10 protein-coding genes are annotated in these 18,647 nt (G+C 46.7%); 5 read left to right on the top strand and 5 right to left on the bottom strand.

Annotated elements, in window-relative coordinates; translation table 11 throughout:
• Nucleotides 1-19: 19 nt before the first annotated feature.
• Both MHM87_RS03545 and MHM87_RS03540 read right to left on the bottom strand, forming a co-directional pair.
• Nucleotides 20-3,892, bottom strand: a complete 3,873-nt coding sequence (locus tag MHM87_RS03545; RefSeq protein WP_239257787.1) for a translocation/assembly module TamB domain-containing protein — start codon at nucleotides 3,890-3,892, stop codon at nucleotides 20-22.
• Nucleotides 3,889-5,727, bottom strand: a complete 1,839-nt coding sequence (locus MHM87_RS03540; RefSeq protein ID WP_239257786.1) for an autotransporter assembly complex family protein — start codon at nucleotides 5,725-5,727, stop codon at nucleotides 3,889-3,891. Before MHM87_RS03540 ends, MHM87_RS03545 begins: the two co-directional genes overlap by 4 nt.
• A 617-nt stretch (nucleotides 5,728-6,344) precedes the next feature.
• On the opposite strand from MHM87_RS03540, the gene MHM87_RS03535 reads away from it, so the two are divergent.
• Together MHM87_RS03535 and MHM87_RS03530 are read left to right on the top strand one after the other, a co-directional pair.
• Nucleotides 6,345-8,336 carry an alpha/beta fold hydrolase gene (locus MHM87_RS03535; RefSeq protein ID WP_239257785.1) on the top strand — a complete coding sequence of 664 codons (1,992 nt, stop codon included), beginning with the start codon at nucleotides 6,345-6,347 and terminating at the stop codon, nucleotides 8,334-8,336.
• Between the two features lie 140 nt (nucleotides 8,337-8,476).
• Nucleotides 8,477-9,724, top strand: coding sequence for a multidrug effflux MFS transporter (locus tag MHM87_RS03530; RefSeq protein ID WP_239257784.1), 1,248 nt, complete (start codon nucleotides 8,477-8,479; stop codon nucleotides 9,722-9,724).
• Nucleotides 9,725-9,857: 133 nt separating this feature from the next.
• Here the strand turns inward: MHM87_RS03530 and ilvC are convergent, their stop codons facing one another.
• Nucleotides 9,858-11,336, bottom strand: a complete 1,479-nt coding sequence (gene ilvC, locus MHM87_RS03525; protein ID WP_014951396.1) for a ketol-acid reductoisomerase — start codon at nucleotides 11,334-11,336, stop codon at nucleotides 9,858-9,860.
• Between the two features lie 157 nt (nucleotides 11,337-11,493).
• Here ilvC and ilvY point away from each other — a divergent pair, with 157 nt between their 5' ends.
• On the top strand, nucleotides 11,494-12,366 hold the full coding sequence (gene ilvY / locus MHM87_RS03520) for an HTH-type transcriptional activator IlvY (RefSeq protein ID WP_014977812.1): 873 nt from the start codon (nucleotides 11,494-11,496) through the stop codon (nucleotides 12,364-12,366).
• A 20-nt stretch (nucleotides 12,367-12,386) separates the two neighbouring features.
• Here the strand turns inward: ilvY and MHM87_RS03515 are convergent, their stop codons facing one another.
• Nucleotides 12,387-13,901: a YifB family Mg chelatase-like AAA ATPase gene (locus tag MHM87_RS03515; RefSeq protein WP_239257783.1), complete on the bottom strand. Its 1,515-nt coding sequence runs from the start codon at nucleotides 13,899-13,901 to the stop codon at nucleotides 12,387-12,389.
• 209 nt (nucleotides 13,902-14,110) lie between these two features.
• Nucleotides 14,111-14,728, bottom strand: a complete 618-nt coding sequence (locus MHM87_RS03510; RefSeq protein ID WP_014951393.1) for a trimeric intracellular cation channel family protein — start codon at nucleotides 14,726-14,728, stop codon at nucleotides 14,111-14,113.
• A 442-nt stretch (nucleotides 14,729-15,170) separates the two neighbouring features.
• On the opposite strand from MHM87_RS03510, the gene ilvD reads away from it, so the two are divergent.
• Together ilvD and ilvA are read left to right on the top strand one after the other, a co-directional pair.
• The gene (ilvD, locus tag MHM87_RS03505) at nucleotides 15,171-17,021 is read left to right on the top strand and encodes a dihydroxy-acid dehydratase (RefSeq protein ID WP_014977810.1); all 1,851 of its coding nucleotides are present in this window, start codon (nucleotides 15,171-15,173) and stop codon (nucleotides 17,019-17,021) included.
• A complete protein-coding gene (gene ilvA / locus MHM87_RS03500) occupies nucleotides 17,021-18,574 on the top strand; it encodes a threonine ammonia-lyase, biosynthetic (protein WP_239257782.1) in 1,554 nt (517 codons plus the stop codon). Before ilvD ends, ilvA begins: the two co-directional genes overlap by 1 nt.
• Nucleotides 18,575-18,647: the final 73 nt, after the last annotated feature.

Below are 18,647 nucleotides of genomic sequence, written 5' to 3'. Positions count from 1 at the left end.
ATGTTTTGACTTTGAGCGCTTAATTGTTATTACTTGTGCTCGGAGTGCTCACCTTATCTTTCAGATCTTGCTCTGCGCTTTCATTGGACTCGTCAGATTCACTGTCGTCTTCATCACTATCTCTACGGGTTCTGTTATCACCCAAGAAAAACTCATAATAAAGGTCTAACGCGAACTCAGATTGGTCTTCCAGTGTGGTTTGAATGGCTTCTAAATATAAACTAGGTAGAAGCTGATATTTTACCGCCAAGTCAGGCGGTAGTTGTCTGCGTCGTAGCGTGCTATTGGCGTCGTTGTTACTTAGACCAACGTCCACATTGTATTCCACAGATAATCGCTCGTTAATCTGCCCTCTTACCGACAGTAAATCTTCGTTAGTGCTTAAACTAAAATCATCAATACCTAGCGCGCTTCCCACTTGTCCTGTCAGGGTTTTGGTGTTGGATAAACCAAAACCTACCAGCAGCGCAGCGTAGTTAGGATCTTGTGTGCCCGAGTTCGGTCCAGAACCTGTGAGTAGATATGACAATACGCCCTGTTGATCCATCGCAGGCTCAGAGAAAAGGTTAATACTTGGCGAGTCAGCCGCGCCATCAATTCGGATACCTGCAATTACGTCGTCATCGGTTTTAGCCGGGTCGCGGATGGCTTCGACCAGCAACAAAGGTTGGTCAATTGGGCCGTTAAATTGTACTTCACCGGTTTGAATAATTAACTGTTGTCCGTAAGCGTTGTATCGACCATTTAAAATTTGAAGGTCACCATAGCCCACAAGTGCAGGTTGAGTGTTTACGCGAATGCCACCATATAAACTTGCAGTAAGGCCAAACGCTTCGAGTTTTACTTCTTCGGTTTTGTTTTTGTCGATGTTGACCAATACCGAAGCGTGGACGATATCTAGCGGTTCCTCTCTATCCGGTTCGCCACGCAGGTGCACGTCTTTTGATGGGGAAACAGCACTCTCAGGTAGCGACTCTATTTCAATTCTCGCCCAAGGAATATTTACCTCGCCACTCACGTCCACTTTTTCTTTTGTGGCGGCGATATCGATATTCGGTGATACCTTGAGTCGAATGTTTGGCTGACGAATTTCGAAACCGTTTCCCTTTAAATTAAATGTCGCACTGGGGTTGGATGACCAGTCTAACTCGCCTTTTAACGCCCCTTTTCCTCCGCCTAGTAAGAAGGTGCCGTCTAGTGCAGCGGTTTGACCATTAAGCGATACTTTTTGATTCCAATCGGCCAGTGTCACAGGTGTATCTTGTATATCGATAGCGCCATTTGAAACCGTCAATTCACCGTTAAGCGTAGGGTCGTCAATGTAACCACTCAACGATACGTTCCCGTTTAACTTTCCTGTAAGGGTTCTGATAGCAGGGGAAAGGGGTTTGAATGGTGCAACATTAAGCCCTTGCATCTCTAGTTTACCATCGAGCGGTATACGCGAATCGAAAGGACGGGTATTTAAGGTTAGTGTTGCATCCCCGACGTCTTGGCTTGAAATCACAGACGTTGATGCTAATTGCCCCTGCTTTATCTCTCCTTTAGTTTCTATGGAGTTAATAGTGAGCGTTAGCGGGCGCGTTTCACCAAGTTGCCATGGCGCAGAACTCATAGACGCAGTAAATGTGGCATCGATTGGGTCGTTAGCTGAGTAGCTGCCTTTGGTTTTTACGGTAAGTGTTGCTTGTGAGGGACTTGAAACAACAGTAGGCGCTAACTCGTTCGCCCACAACCCGATGGGCAGCGCCGTCGCGCTGATATCCCAACTGGCTTTGTTTTGTTGATAATTCACGTTTGAAATACACAGCTCACCTTCTTTTCGAGAGGTCCAACAATGCTGACCTATTTTAGCCGTTATAGGTGTGGTGCCTATATCTACACTGAACGGGCTTGATAGTGTCCACTGCATATTAGCGAGCTTCAATGCGGTATCACTAATTTCTCCCACCCAGTGATTGTTAGTCCATGCACCTTTTAAAGACAGCCCAATATTATTGTTGGGCACAGCTAGGTCAATATCTGCGGTATGGTCGCGATAGGTACCGTTAACTTTGATTTCGCCGTTCAATGGTCCTTGCTGCGCGGCAGAGGCATTTAAATTGGGTGACACAGCGATATTAGATAGGGCGAGTGTGCCGTTAGCACTTGGATTTTGCCAAGGACCGGCGGCTGTGATATTGCCACTTACCGCACCTGTCACTTCTGGGTATAGGCTTGAAATAGCGTTAACGTTTATCGCAATATTTGCATTTAAATGCCGCTTATTCAGTACCTGAGCAATGGCGCGTATCGTGTTTCGCTCTTGCTCGTGTTCTTGAATGATATTGACGTTAGTAACGAATAAGTCGCTGGGGCCAGCATAAACCGCATTCCCCTTCACCTGAAGCGGTTTGCCCTGAAGTACACCCGAGACAGTCATATCTCTTAGGCTCATGTGTAATCCGCCGCGCTCAGAGTATTGCAATATACTGTCTATTTCTCCGCTAATTTTTTCAGGCGCATAAGTGCTGAATTGCCGCCCTGATACATTCTTAAGCGTTGTCTTACCTTCCCACGCGATACTTTCATTTAGATAAAGGGTACCAGTGTTGGTTAAGCTCCCATCCAAAGCGTTTATATTGGCTTCATTAACAAAAATATTGTTCTTTTTCAGCACCACATCAAGTGATACCGGTACATTGCCAATGTCAGGCAATGTAGCTGCGCCAGCTCCTTTAAGTACGTAATCACCCATGGTGCCGGAAAGCGTTAACTGTCCTTCTTTGAGCGTAGTGTTTTCCACTGTCGGTATGGCTTGTTCTTGCCAGTTCGCAGTGAATTCTATGGGAAGGTTACTGTCTAGAATGTTGGCCATTAGGTTAGCGTTTGCGGTTACCGCGCCTTTGGCTACAACTGACAGCGTTAAGTCGTCCAACGCACCCGCAGCCGCTACACTCAGTTCTTGTGGTGTGTCGCCAAGCTTCGTTTTCGCGTTAATAGCCACATTTAATGGGAAGTTTCCGTCAAGTGTTGCGCTCGCTTTTCCTTTCACCTCACCTTGTTCATGTACAACGGTCATTTCTTCAATAGCGACATCGCTGCCCTTAAAGTGAGCCTCTAACAGCGAGATGAGTGAAATGTGTTGTTTGCTCTCCCCTTGAATTATGTGTAGATCTTCTACTAAAAAAGTACCAAGAGACAAAGGAATAGGCGTAGCTATATTCGGTAGTACGGGGACGTCGTAGCTTAGTGAGTATGACGTAGGCAAAGCGCTATCAGCACTTGGAGCCTGTTCTTTTTTGGGAGCAGGCTGCTCACTATTAGTTTCCGATGCATTGGTCATGGCTGCCGGTGAAGAGCTGGCAGCTTCATCTTGGTTTAGCAGAGCAATGCGAACACCTTTCGCGGCGATGCTGTCAAGTATGAGGTCGCTATTTCCTTCAAAATCGGTTAGCTCTAGTTCATCAATTTCTACTGTTGTCGTAAGTAGAGCAAGTTTGATATTCGTTAGCGCTAAATACCCAACATCAATAGGCAGCGGTAATTCAATCTGGCCACCTGCAGGTGCATCATCGGAAGAGTCAGGCGCGTTTGAGCGCTGTGTGAGCGTAGCGTTTTCCAGCGTGACTTCATTGACACACACTCTAGGCTCAAACAAACAACGCCAGGTAATATCAATGTAGGCATATTGTGCAGACACCTTCCATTGCGGGTTTTCCCACTCCACATTATGCACTTCTAGTGTGTCAGCAAACCCACCGTCAATGGCATCGATGGAGAGGTTTTCAACAAACGTGTTGGCCAGTAACTTAACGGTAGGGCCGCCTAAGGGACTTATCAAAACGGCATACAACGCGACAAGTATAAGAACCGGTGAAAGTAAAATAGCCGAAAGCGTACGTTTTCTCATAGCTCAGGCCCCAACAAAATATGTAACTGCCATGTATTCTCGTCTGGCGCAAAGCCTCTTGCCACGTAAAGTCTGACTGGACCAATTGGTGAAAGCCAATGTACACCAGGTCCAACGCTATATGTCAGCGTTGTGCTGGTGTCGTTTGTTGCTGTACCTGCATCGACAAACGCTGCCACTCTCCAATTATCTGCCACTTGATAGGCATACTCTACACTCGATGTAGCAAGGTACTTCCCTCCAATAGAGTCAACAATGAGTTCTCCTGTTTCTGGATCAATGACTTCAGCTGTCGGAGAAATTTCGCGATAGTCGAAGCCGCGAACACTTTTATCGCCCCCTGCATAAAAACGCAACGACGTTGGCACCTCATCAAAACTATTGGTTTTAATAACCCCAGCTTCACCGCGTATGGTTATTCTGTGCACATTGTTAAAGGTACGGATAAGCGTGGCTTCAACCACGGCCTTGGCAAAATCGATATCAGAACCATAACCTTCTCTGCCTATTTGGGTGAGCATTTGAAGGTAGGTACCATTACTAATGTTAAGCTCACTGTCTTTATCGCGATAGGTTAACGAGTACCCGGGTAATACTAGGGACGTGGTGTTTGTACTCAATTCCCCTTGATCATAAGTTTCACGTAGATATGTCACCGAGCCATCGTGTTGCCATGGTGAATTGTCATGTTGCCAGTAACGGTGTGCAGACAAAGATAGGGTTTCACTCTCAAAGGAAGTGTTGCTGTACTCTATAAATTGGTAACCCGCCTCTATACTCGCGTAATCCCGCGTTATGTTTCTCATCGGTATACGGTAGTCGGCAGTCACTGATTGTTCTGGCGCTGAAATGAAAATATCAGATGAAACAGAGTGCCCTTTACTATTCACCCAAGGACGCTCCCATCCTAAGCGAACCCGTGGGCCCGTGTCAGTGGCTGCGCCAACAGAAACGTTAAATGCGTCTGTGGGTCTGTGAAGTAACGATACCTCAACCGGTACCAGCAAACCATCAGCCTCACTTACAACCGGGCGAGCAATAACGCGGGTAAAATACCCAGATTGATTAAGGCTTCTGTTGAAATCGGCAAGTGTTGATGAAGAGTACGCATCGCCTGTTTTAAACGGCTTTAGCCGCTCAATGATGGCTTTCGCCTTGTCATCGCCAATAAATTTTAGCTCTCCAAATTGGTACTGGGGCCCGCTTTGCGCAATCAAAAGTACGTTTGCTTGTTTTTCGTCACGCACTAGGTCGAGACGCGTCGCCTGCCAAAAATAATCAAAATAGCCATTAGATAAGGCGTAGTTAAACATGGACGACTTAAACGACTCGTAAATGGTTTGGTTTAACACGTCGCCTTCTTTAAGCTTTAGTGAATTAAAACGTTCTCTGAAAGCCTTATCTTCACGTCCTGCACCTATTATTTCGCGAGTAACTTTATTTATGGTAAGCGGCGCATTCAAAGCAACATTCACTGTAACCTTGTCGCCCTCTTCAATACTTACCTTGGTCTCGCTGTTGTAATAACCATAAGGTTGAACCGCTGTCGCTACCGTTTCACCCACTTCATCTTGCCAGTAAGGGTCAGTAAGCAACGATTTTTCCACGTCGAGACTGTTTAAATGCAGGCGGATATTATTACGCAGTTTGTCGTCTTCTACGCCCTGAATGTTATAGGAAATAGGGTCTTGGGCATGTGAAAAAGTAAAGAGAGCACACGCTAGCGTGCACAATGTACTGCCCACCAAAACTCGGACTGCTTTGGTGATTCTGAACATAAATTGTCGGAAAAGATGGTCTTGCAAACTGGCAAGCCCGCTCCAAATCGAAGGCATGAAAAGGCTAAGTCCTTAAGGTAACGCTGGGCTGTGAAGCTTACCGCTTGATGGTAAAATCCATATTATGTCTGTGGTTAATGATACCACATTTGCAATTTGTATCCGCAAACTACGACGAGAGATCAAATAATTGCGCTGACGTCGGTAAATAATACCAATCCGCATAGATAATTGCCCACTCAGAAGGCGCTGGCAAGTTTCCTAGCAAAGCGTGGGAATGCAGGAATGGCTGTTCCCTTTCAAATTCCCAGAATGAAGCTAGGAAGCTTGCCAGACCTTCCCGAAGGGCGAGTTTAAAATGTCCGTACTCTTTGTTGTGTCACCTTGATGTAGACCACTATACCTGCGGTAACACGCCGCGATTACGAACATTTTAACTCTCGCTGAGTGGGTAATGATCTATTCGGATTGGTATAAAATGCATTCAACCTATTATCCTAACTAGAATGCCCGTCTTCAGAACATATCTGGCACATCCACTCACTGAACATAGAGCCTAGCATTGCTTTGTTTTTGTACATCTGGGCATGAGTGAGTATACTCTGTGTAACTTAACTTCGAGTTTTTTGCCTAAGCTAAGTTCCACTAACAATAAAAAACAACAAGGGAATGTTATGTCTTCTAATAAGGCTCTCTTACCTACGACACTAGTCACTTTGCTACTGTTGGTTTGCTCTTTCTCCACACTGGGCGCAGATCAAACTAAGGCAGAACCCGAGTACGAAAAATTCAGTTCTTTGCCAACTTATTGGACTCCGTCGCTGTCACCCGATGGCTCAAAAATCGCTTTTGTTCAAAACGTTGAGCAAGAAGAAGCGTTTGCCATGCTTGCCACTTACGACTTAAAAAAGGGTGAAAAGCACTACCTACTGCGATCGGACAATGAACGCGTAAAAATTAACTGGTACAACTGGGTGAACAATGAACGGCTGGTGGTTAGCGCTCGTTACGAAACCCGCCGTGGCACCACGAAAGTTCACGACACACGGTTGTTAAGCATTAAGTTTGACGGTGAAGGCGGTGCATTCAACTTGGTTGAATGGGAGAGAATAAAGCGTCGAGCAGGTAACCCGAACCACATTCCTCAATTTCACGATGACGTTATCGACTGGCTGCCTGACGATCCAGAACATATTCTAATTGCCTTAGACGCTGAGGTGTTGGGGCTGCCGTCGGTTTACAAAATCAATGTTAATGATGGTGGCGTAAGTCGCATTATTCGCGGGAAAAAACGCATTAGAGATTGGATGACGGACCAACAAAATAACGTTCGTATAGGTGTTTCGCTTGATTACGATACAGGAGAGCGAGAAGTCTTTCTAAAAGAAGGAGACGATTGGCGCACCTTATTTGCTTACAACGCTATGTCTGACAAGGGTGAATACCCAGTTGGCTTTGCAAAAGACCCAAATATTCTTTATTTCAAAGGTTATAAAGGAGACTTCCGTGCATTGTACACCTTGAACCTTACTACTAATGAGCGAACAGAGGTGTATGCTGATGAAGGGTATGATGTTAATGGTAGCCTTATCTATTCACCGGTTACCCGAGATGCAATAGGAGTACGCCATGACGGTCGACATTATTGGGATGAACGTTACGTCGCTCTTCAAAATGGTATCGATGCTGGTCTTCCTGATTACGACAATACCTTAGTGAGCTTTAGCGACGACGAACAAACATATATTGTTTATTCAGAGTCTGACACCTTACCAGGAGTTTATTTGCTGGGTGACCGTAAAGAAGGCACGTTAGTGATGCTTTTTGAGCAGTATGCTCAAATAGATCCGGCAAAATTATCTGAGCATACGTTAATTGAATATGAAGCCAGAGACGGCATCAAAATCGAAGCGTATTTGACTTTACCAAAAGGCGAAGGCCCGTTTCCTACCATTATTCATCCCCACGGCGGCCCCGGAGCAAGAGATTTCAGTGGTTTCGACTATTGGACAGCGTATTTTACGTCGAAAGGTTATGCAGTACTAAGGCCTAACTTTAGAGGTTCTAGAGGGTATGGGTACAGCTTTGCGCAAAGCCAAATGAAAGGCTGGGGCTTGGCTATGCAAGATGATATCACCGATGCGGCAAACTGGATGGTAGAGCAGGGGCACGCTGAGCAAGACAACATGTGTATTGTGGGCGCTAGCTATGGCGGTTACGCCGCCCTGATGGCAACTGTTAAAACCCCGGATCTGTTTAAGTGTGCGGTGAGCTTTGCTGGCGTAAGTTCACTTAAACACGTCATTATCCATTCTCGCCGTTTTCTGAACAACGAATTTGTGAAAAACCAAATTGGGGATGATTATGATGACCTTGAAGCGCGCTCGCCTTACTACAATGCAAAAGGGATAAAGACGCCAATTTTGCTGGTACATGGAGAGGAAGATAGAGTTGTCCCTCCACTTCATAGTCGCTACATGGCTGACGAGTTAGATGATTACGACAAAGTCTACAAGTATGTAGAGCTTGAAAGTGGCGACCACAATTTGTCTATTCAGCGAAATCGTCATATTTTCTTTAAGGAAATGGATGCATTTTTAGACCAATACCTTAGGCCAGCGAGTAAAGCGAGTGCTGCAACGGCAAACGTTTCAGCTTCCGAGTAACACCCGTTAAATGCACCAGTATTTACGACAAGATTTTGCTTGGCTGGCGGCTTTTTGACCAAGTTTCAGGTATACTCAGCAAGGCGCGTTAATTTCGCGCCTTTTTAATTTCCCCCACTTTATTTCATATTCGAGACTTTATGCCCCAGACTTCTAATGGCGTATCTGAGGATACTGCAGTTGTGCAAAAGCCAGCGCTTGGCCTTGTTGAATTTGTTGCGCTAATGGCTACGATGACATCCCTTGTCGCGTTGAGCATTGACGCTATGCTGCCTGCGTTGATTCAAATTGGCGAGTCACTACAGGTCGCCGAGGCGCATCAAACCCACTTAATCGTTACCGTGTTCTTTTTAGGCATGGCACTGGGTCAAATGTTCTTTGGGCCTTTTTCCGATAGCCGCGGCCGTCGTCTAACTATATTAGTGGGCCTGTGTATTTTCGCCTTAGGTACATTTGTTTGCATGATGGCCACCAATTTGGAGACCATGCTGGTAGGTCGCATTATTCAAGCATTTGGGGTGTCTGGGCCACGAATAGCCTCTATGGCAATTATTCGCGACCTTTACGTTGGCGATGCGATGGCAAAAGTCATGTCGTTTATCATGATGGTGTTTATATTAGTGCCTATGTTGGCGCCTATTATTGGGCAAACGGTGATGGAGTTGACCTCATGGTTCCATATTTTCACTATGTTTCTCATTGTGGCTACCATGGCCGGCATTTGGTTTTTTTCTCGTCAAGGGGAAACCTTGCCAAGAGCAAGGCGTAAAAAGTTTTCATGGGCGCAGTTTTTTGCATCGTCAAAGTTCATTCTCACTAACCCAGCAGTGATGGGTTACACCTTTGCCATGGGCTGTATTTTTGGGGCATTCCTGGCGTATTTAAGCGCTTCGCAAACCATATTTACTGTGTTTTACAACGTAGGTGAATGGTTTCCCTACATCTTTGCAACGCTTGCTTTTTCAATTGGTCTCGCCTCTTACTTTAACGGCAAAATGGTGATGCGTTTTGGGATGCGCAAGCTTTGTCGTTTTGCACTTAAAGGGGTTAACGGGTTTGCTGTTGTGTATTTAGCGTTGCTGTTGGCGTACGACGGCTTGCCGCCTTTAATTCCTACGGTTGCGGTTATGTTTGTAGGCTTTTTCTTTGTGGGCATACTGTTTGGTAACTTAAACGCCATGGCGATGCAGCCGCTTGGCGATATGGCAGGTTTAGGCGCGGCCATAATTGGCTCATTTTCTAGCCTTTTCTCGGTGCCTGTTGCACTGTTCGTCGACAGTTTCTTAAATGGAAATTTAATGCCTATCGGCTGGGGATTTCTCGTCTTTTTTGCTTTGTCTTACGTATCCGTACGCTATGCTGAGCGCGTTCGTGAAGGTTCTATTTAGAAGGTGTATCGGCGTGTCGCAGAGGTCAGTTGCGTAAGAAAGATACTTATTAGCAGGCTTACGGACATAAAAAAGCCCGACCAAAATGGCCGGGCAAGAGGGCTTAGTTAAGCACCTAACGACAGAAACTGTCCTAACCTATGATGGCCTTCATGTCAGTCATGTAGCCACGTAAGGTCTTACCTACCGATTCCACACCGTGTGAGCGGATGGCTTCGTTAATTTCAACAAGGCGTTTGTTCTCTACCTGATTAGAAGTAGCGGCTAAACCCTTACCGATAACGCTGGTATCAATGGTAGGCATAAATTTCTCACGCAAAATTGGAATTGCTGCGTTAGCAAACAAATAGTTTCCGTATTCTGCTGTGTCTGAAATAACCACGTTCATTTCATACAAACGCTTACGTGCGATTGTGTTAGAAATAAGCGGTGTTTCATGCAGTGATTCATAGTACGCAGACTCAGGTAGAATACCGGCTTCAACCATTACGTCGAACGCAACTTCAACACCGCACTTGATCATGGCAACCAGTAAGATGCCGTGGTCAAAGAATTCTTGTTCACTAATTTCACCTTCATAAGCCGGTGCGTTTTCAAACGCGGTTTCACCGGTTTCTTCACGCCACTTAAGCAGGTTCGCATCGCCATTCGCCCAGTCTTCCATCATGGTGCGAGAGAACTCACCGCTGATGATGTCGTCTTGGTGCTTTTCAAATAGCGGACGAAGTAAATCAGTTAACTGCTCAGAAAGCTCAAACGCTTTCACTTTTGCAGGGTTTGATAGACGGTCCATCATGTTAGTCACACCGCCAATCTTAAGTGCTTCAGTAATAGCTTCTAGGCCGTACTGAATAAGTGCACCTGCGTATCCTGGCTCAATACCGTCATCAACCATTTTTTCAAACGCAAGTACCGCTGCAACTTGTTGCATACCACACAAAATGGTTTGCTCGCCCATGAGGTCAGATTTAACTTCAGCCACAAATGATGACTCAAGTACACCTGCGCGGTCACCGCCCGTTGCACTTGCAAGTGCTTTGGCCTGATCCCAGCCTTTACCTTCAGGGTCGTTTTCTGGGTGTACAGCAATCAGAGTTGGTACACCGAAGCCACGCTTATATTCTTCACGTACTTCAGAACCCGGGCTTTTCGGCGCACACATGATTACTGTGATATCGCTACGAATTTGCTGCCCTTCTTCAACGATATTGAAACCGTGAGAGTAACCTAGCGTTGCACCTTCTTTCATAAGCGGCATAACGGCTTCGACTACGCTAGCGTGCTGCTTATCAGGTGTTAAGTTATATACTACGTCTGCTTCTGGAATGAGCTGTTGGTAAGTACCAACGGTAAATCCGTTACTGGTTGCGCGCTTATATGAGTCGCGTTGCTCATCAATGGCTGCTTGACGCAGCGCATAAGAAACATCTAACCCTGAGTCACGCATATTCAAGCCTTGGTTAAGGCCCTGCGCGCCGCAGCCTACAATGACAATTTTCTTGCCTTTTAAGAACTGACAACCGTCAGCGAATTCATCGCGTGCCATGAAACGGCAGCGGCCAAGCTGATCTAACTGCTGGCGAAGTGACAGGGTGTTGAAATAATTAGCCATAAAAATTTCCGAACAACATTCATTTTTGTCAATATCAAACACCGACCTTGGTGTTGACAGACCTCGTCTATGACGACTTGATATTGAGACTAAAAGATTTCTTTTGTTTTGGAAAATGATATATTTGCAAGATAATATTGCATAAAGTGAAATGTTTATGGATTTTCGCAGTCTACAGCTGTTCAATCACCTAGCTACCAGCCTGCATTTTGGCATTACCGCCGAGGCCATGTATGTGTCGCCTTCTACGTTAAGCCGGGTTATTCAACGCCTTGAGGACGAGTTAGGCTGCACGTTGTTTAAACGTGATAACCGCAAAGTGGCGCTAACCCACAGTGGGCACAAGCTGCTGTCTTTTTCAAAGCAAGCGCTGAAAGATTGGCAACAGCTAAAGGTCGACTTAAAAGAAGATAACGACGCATTGCAGGGTGAGCTCAGTGTATTTTGCTCGGTTACCGCTAGTCAAAGCCACTTACCCGCTATGCTTAGACAGTTCAGGCAACAGCACCCGGGTGTTGATATACGCCTAATTACCGGCGATCCTGCCCTTGCGATAGAAAAAGTGAAAGGCAAACAGTGCGACTTATCTATTGCTATCTACACCCCTGATATGCCGACAGATTTGCATTTCACCGCGCTTGATAATGTGCCTTTGGTACTTATTGCCCCAAGAGAGTGGCGACTTACTCAACTAAGCCAGTTGGACTGGACTAAACATCAGGTCATTATGCCTGAAACTGGCCCAACACGTCGTACTGCCTACCACTGGTTTGCTGAACACGGTATTCGTCCAAATGTATATGCTTATGTCGGCGGTAACGAGGCCATCGTGAGCATGGTAGCACTTGAATGTGGCGTGGGTTTTGTGCCTAAAGTGGTACTTGATCACTCCAGTATGGCCAATGCTGTAACCCAAATACCTGTTGAAGATATTGAGCCATATGCCCTAGGATTGTGCTGCTTGCAGGATAAGCAAAACGAGCCGCTTATTAACGCCTTTATGCAGCTTAATTTGCAAACGCGTGGCTAAGTTTAAGGCATAGCTGGTGCTCAGCTAGCGCTCAACTGTTTAATAAGGTTATCGAGGGCGCGATAGCCCAATGCTTCTGCAATGTGCGCCCGCGATACAGCGTTCTGCTCCTCAAGGTCAGCAATGGTTCTTGCCACTTTTAACGTGCGATGAAACACCCGCATAGACAAATTAAGCTGTTTAGCAGCGGCTTGTAAAAACTGCAAGTCAGCGTCATCTAGCAAGCATATATCGGCAAGCTCACCTGCGTGCAGCGCACCATTTGGCTTACCTTGCCGTAGCCCTTGTTTGTGACGAGCTGCAATGACTCGCTCTCGCGTTGCGTGTAACGAGTCGTCAGGTCTATTGGCACGCTCTGGCAGGTCGTAGTCAGGTAGGCGCGGCACTTCGACTTGTATATCAATTCTATCAAGCAGTGGTCCCGATAACCGGTTCAAGTAGTTGAGCTGTTGCTGCGGGGTTAGTCGGTTATCATCAATATCACCCGTCGGGCTTGGATTCATCGCCGCTACTAGTTGAAAGTTGGCGGGGTATGTGGCGCTTCCTGAAGCACGAGACAAATGCACGTCGCCGGTTTCAAGTGGCTCGCGCAATACATCCAGTGCCTTTCGCCCAAATTCAGGCAGTTCGTCTAGAAACAAAATACCATTATGAGCCAGCGATATTTCACCCGGTACAGGGTTTGAGCCACCGCCAGTAAGCGCCACCGCAGAGCTAGTATGATGGGGCGAGCGGAGGTGGCGAGTTAGAAAACGCTCTGCATGCAGTTTTTCGCCTTTCACAGAGTGAATGGCAGCCACTTCCAACGCTTCTTCCTCGCTCATATCGGGTAATAGCGATAGCATTCGGCTGGCGAGTAAACTTTTGCCTGTGCCTGGAGGGCCAACCATCAAAAGATTATGTGCACCACTTGCCGCGATAATAAGCGCTCGTTTGGCCTGCTCTTGGCCGATAATGTCATCCCACCCTGTTAAGGTTTTGTTAGGCGCCCGTGAGGTAAACGGCTGGCCTTTGACGAGTTTTTTGTTGCCGGTAAGGTGTTCATAAACAGACAGTAAATCGAAAGCGGGATAGCGCGTTGCGTGAGAAACCAATGCAGCCTCTACGTCATTATCCCCCGGATATACGAGCGCAATATCTTCATTTGCGGCTGCCATGACAACAGGAATAAGCCCGTTAACCGGCTTTATTTCACCGTTTAATGCAAGCTCGCCCACAAAGGCAATGTTAAGTAGGCTAATGTCTGAGATGTAGCCCGACGCAGCTAAAATGCCTACGGCAATGGGAAGGTCGAACCGCCCGCCAAACTTGGGAATATCTGCTGGCGCTAAATTGACGGTTATTCGTTTTGCGGGAAACTCAAAACCACTGTTTATCAGGGCGCTGCGTACTCTTTCTCGCGCTTCTTTAACGCTGGTTTCTGCCATGCCGACCAGTTGAAAAGCAGGTAAACCATTAGCTAGGTGAATCTCTACACTTACCTCTGGCGCTGCCACGCCCTGCCCTGCAAAGGTTTTAACAACAGCCATTCCCATAATCTAAACAACCTCCTCTCGCTGAATACTTATGATTCGTGGTTATGAAACGCAAACGTGTCAGCGCGGTAAAAAATGTAAGCCAACGCAGTCGGCGTAAACTTTAGAGAGAGTCGGGATAAGATGTAACTGTACTAACGATGGGATCTACTGAGAGTGCATAAAACGCTTGGCATGTAATGATCCTGCTCAGCAAACTTAGGCTAGTGCTAGTGGTGGTCGTTGTAGAAAACGGGCAGCTGCCAATGCCAGCGCATGGCGCCAAGCCTAAACAGTACGGTTGTGACAAGAGCCGCAATACCACACCACTGTGTGGCGAGTTCCATTTGCATGCCTATTCCATAAACCACGCCCCCTGCAATACAGGTCATGGCATACAGTTCGCCGTTGAGTACCAGCGGTACCTCTCGGCAAATAACGTCCCGTAACAGACCGCCAAACACGCCGGTAATGGTGCCCATGGCAACCGCCACGGCCATGCCTGTGTCGTTTGCCAAGGCTTTCTCTATGCCTACTACGTTAAACAGCGCCAGCCCGAAAGCATCGGCAATTAATAAATAGTGAAAAGGAAAGCGTGGACTAATACGCAGCCAGATAATGGGTATAAAGGCGGCTATCAGTGTGGTGTATAAATAATCGGTATCGGCAATCCAGAAGACCGGGACATCTAACATGACATCACGCAGTGTTCCGCCGCCAATGGCGGTTGCGCTGGCAAGCACGACCACGCCAAATCCATCCATACGCTTTTGATAGGCCATCAGGGTGCCGGAAATTGCGCACACTGCAACCCCCGCTAAGTTTAACCAATGAAACCAATCAAACATCTTCTTGTACCCTTTTACTACCCTTAAAAACTCGCCATTCCTACCGCAAAATACTTGATCAGGCCTTATGTTTCATGCTATTTCTTTGCCCAATATCGAAACGTACTGTTGAGATTACGGTGCGTGATATTGAGTGATGAGGTAAAGCCATAACCTCTAACGAACAACATTTCATAATTACAATGCCAATGGATATAGGTATTGTATGTCAAATATATCATATAAAACAAAGCGCTACTGATGTGTTAGCAGTTAGGCTTTGTTGCTCCTCGCTTTGAACGACCTTAGATGATGTGTTACATCATCAGTATGACATGCAATTTTGAGTAAAACAGCGCGTATTGGAAGTTGAGCCAAAGCATTACTGGTTTACCACTGTTTTTTAGTTTCACAAAAAGGTCTAGCGCCTAAACCTAGAACCTTAAATTAACGGGAAGGATTTATGCCCAAGTTACGTTCAGCAACTACCACCCAAGGTAGAAATATGGCGGGAGCTCGCGCGTTATGGCGAGCAACTGGAATGAAAGACTCTGATTTCGGCAAGCCTATTATTGCTATTGCGAACTCATTTACGCAGTTCGTACCTGGGCATGTTCACCTAAAAGATCTCGGCCAATTAGTGGCACGCAGCGTTGAAGAAGCGGGTGGTGTGGCGAAAGAATTCAACACTATCGCAGTGGATGACGGTATCGCCATGGGGCACAGCGGTATGCTGTATAGCTTACCATCTCGAGAAATCATTGCTGATGCAGTGGAATACATGGTGAACGCACATTGCGCCGATGCCATTGTTTGCATTTCTAACTGCGACAAGATTACCCCGGGAATGCTAATGGCGTCTATGCGCTTGAACGTACCGGTCATTTTTGTGTCTGGGGGCCCAATGGAAGCGGGTAAAACCAAGCTTTCAGACCAGCTTATTAAACTAGACTTGGTTGACGCCATGGTAGCGGCTGCTGACGACAAAGTTAGCGATGCTGATACCGACGAAATTGAGCGCTCAGCCTGCCCTACCTGCGGCTCATGTTCAGGGATGTTCACCGCGAACTCCATGAACTGTCTAACCGAAGCGTTAGGTTTATCCTTGCCGGGCAACGGCTCTATGCTGGCTACCCACGCCGATCGTGAAGGTTTATTTAAACAAGCGGGCAAACAAATTGTTGAGCTGTGCAAGCGTTACTACGGCGACGATGATGACAGTGTATTACCACGTAATATCGCCAACTTTAAGGCTTTTGAGAATGCCATGAGCTTGGATATTGCCATGGGGGGGTCGACCAATACCATTTTGCATCTGTTAGCAGCGGCAATGGAAGGCGAAGTGCCGTTTACTATGGCAGACATCGACAGATTGTCTCGCAAAGTCCCTCACCTATGCAAAGTGGCACCTTCAACACCCAAATATCATATGGAAGACGTACACCGAGCGGGTGGCGTTTTGGGTATTTTGAACGAGCTAAATAAGGCTGGCTTGCTGAACACCGATGTTAATCATGTTTTAGGAAAACCGCTTACCGACGTTATCAGCGAGTGGGACATCACTAACCCTGAAAACGAAGACGCTATTACCTTTTATCGCGCGGGTCCTGCGGGTATTCGCACGACAAAAGCATTTAGCCAAGATTGTCGCTGGGACGAAGCCGATGACGACCGCGAAAACGGCTGCATTCGCTCTATCGACCATGCGTTCAGTCAAGAAGGTGGCCTAGCCGTACTATACGGTAATGTGGCTGAAGATGGCTGTATTGTAAAAACGGCTGGCGTAGATGAGTCTATTTTAAAATTCAACGGAACTGCGAGAATCTACGAAAGCCAAGATGATGCGGTAGCAGGTATCTTGGGCGATGAAGTAAAAGCCGGTGATGTGGTCTTCATTCGCTACGAAGGTCCCCGCGGCGGCCCGGGTATGCAAGAAATGCTGTACCCAACGTCTTACTTGAAATCTAAAGGGTTAGGCAAGCACTGCGCTTTGGTAACAGACGGACGCTTTAGTGGCGGTACCAGTGGGTTGTCTATAGGTCACTGCTCACCTGAAGCCGCCAGTGGTGGTGGCATTGGCCTAGTGGAAGATGGCGATAAAATTGAAATAGATATACCCAATAGAAGTATCAATATTGCTATTAGCGATGAAGAACTAGCAGAACGCCGCGCGAAAATGGAAGCCAGTGATAAGCCTTGGAAGCCGAAAGATCGCGTTCGTGAAGTCTCCACATCACTTAAAACCTTTGCGGCGTTAGCAACCAGTGCCGATAAAGGTGCAGTGCGTGATGTGACTAAGCTGGAAAATCTATAATGGCAGCCGAACACGTTAGCGATCATGAATATTTGAAGAAGATCTTACTTGCCCCTGTTTACGATGTAGCAGTGGCAAGTGAACTTTCCTATATGTCTTTGCTTTCAGCCGAGCTTGGCAATGAAATTTTTCTGAAACGCGAAGATCAGCAGCCGGTAAAAAGCTTTAAGCTGCGCGGTGCCTATAACCGTATTTGCTCACTAAGCGACGAGCAATTGCAAGCTGGCGTAATTGGCGCCTCGGCGGGTAATCATGCGCAAGGCTTAGCGTACAGTGCAAAAATGAAAGGTATTCAGGCGACTATTGTCATGCCTGAAACCACGCCTGATATCAAGGTAGACGCAGTACGACGCTTCGGCGGTGAAAACGTGAATGTGGTATTGCATGGCACCAGCTTTGATCAAGCAAGTAGCCATGCAAAAGCATTATGTGAGACCCACGGTTATACCTTTGTTCCGCCCTTTGACGACCCCGATGTCATTGCAGGGCAAGGTACAGTTGCGCGAGAGCTGCTAGAGCAGAACCCCAATCTTGATATTTTGTTTATAGCGGTTGGCGGTGGTGGCTTAGCCGCTGGTATTGCAGTTTACTTAAAGCAACTAAAACCAAGCATAAAAATCGTTGCGGTAGAGTCGGAAGAATCGGCCTGTTTCATTAAAGCAAAGGCGCAAGGCGCGCCTACCGAGCTTGAAAGCGTCGGCATTTTTGCTGATGGCGTTGCTGTTAAAGTGATGGGGCAGGAAACTTTCCGTCTGTGTAATCGTTTAATTGATGAAACCATTACGGTTACTAATGATGAAATATGCGGAGCTATTAAGGATATCTTTGATGATACCCGTGTTATTGCAGAGCCTGCGGGCGCATTGTCGGTGGCGGCAATTCGCAAGTACGCTAAGCAACACGACCTCAAAGGTAAGAAGTTAGGCGGCATTCTGTGTGGCGCAAACATCAACTTTCATACCCTTCGCTATGTGTCTGAACGCTGTGAATTAGGTGAGCAGAAAGAAGCGGTCTTTGCGGTTAAAATTCCTGAAAACAAAGGTGCGTTTAAACAGTTTTGCGAGTGCGTTGGGGCAAAAGCAATCACCGAATTTAACTATCGCTATGCCAGTGAGAGCGAAGCACATATTTTCGTGGGCGTTAAGCTTAAAGGCGGGCAGCAAGAGTTTGCTGCACTGCAAAGCGACCTTGAAAGCAAAGGGTATGACTGCGTTAACTTAACCGATAATGAGTTAGCGAAGCTCCATGTTCGTCACATGGTTGGTGGCCGTCCGCCAACTATTCTCAACGAGCAAGTCTTCAGCTTTGAATTTCCTGAGCGTCCGGGTGCGCTACTGAACTTCTTAAATACGTTAGGTGAACAGTGGAATATTACCCTATTTCACTATCGCAACCATGGCGCAGCAGAAGGTTTGGTACTGGCAGGCTTTGATATCGCACCAGAAAGTCGAGATGACTTCAACCAGCATGTTGCAGAGTTAGGCTATAAGGTTGAAGAAGTAACAGACAACCCCGCCTATCGTTTTTTCCTATCGCAACCAGCGAAGGTTTAAATAGCGAAACAGGCGAAACGAGCCTATCTCCCGTTTTCGCTTTGTATTGCTTCGCGTTAAGCGCAGGTTTACC

This window comes from Alteromonas sp. Cnat3-28 (assembly GCF_022348265.1).
Lineage (GTDB): Bacteria > Pseudomonadota > Gammaproteobacteria > Enterobacterales > Alteromonadaceae > Alteromonas > Alteromonas macleodii.
Note: the sequence above shows the minus strand (reverse complement) of the source record. Positions and strands in the feature narration are given on the sequence as shown.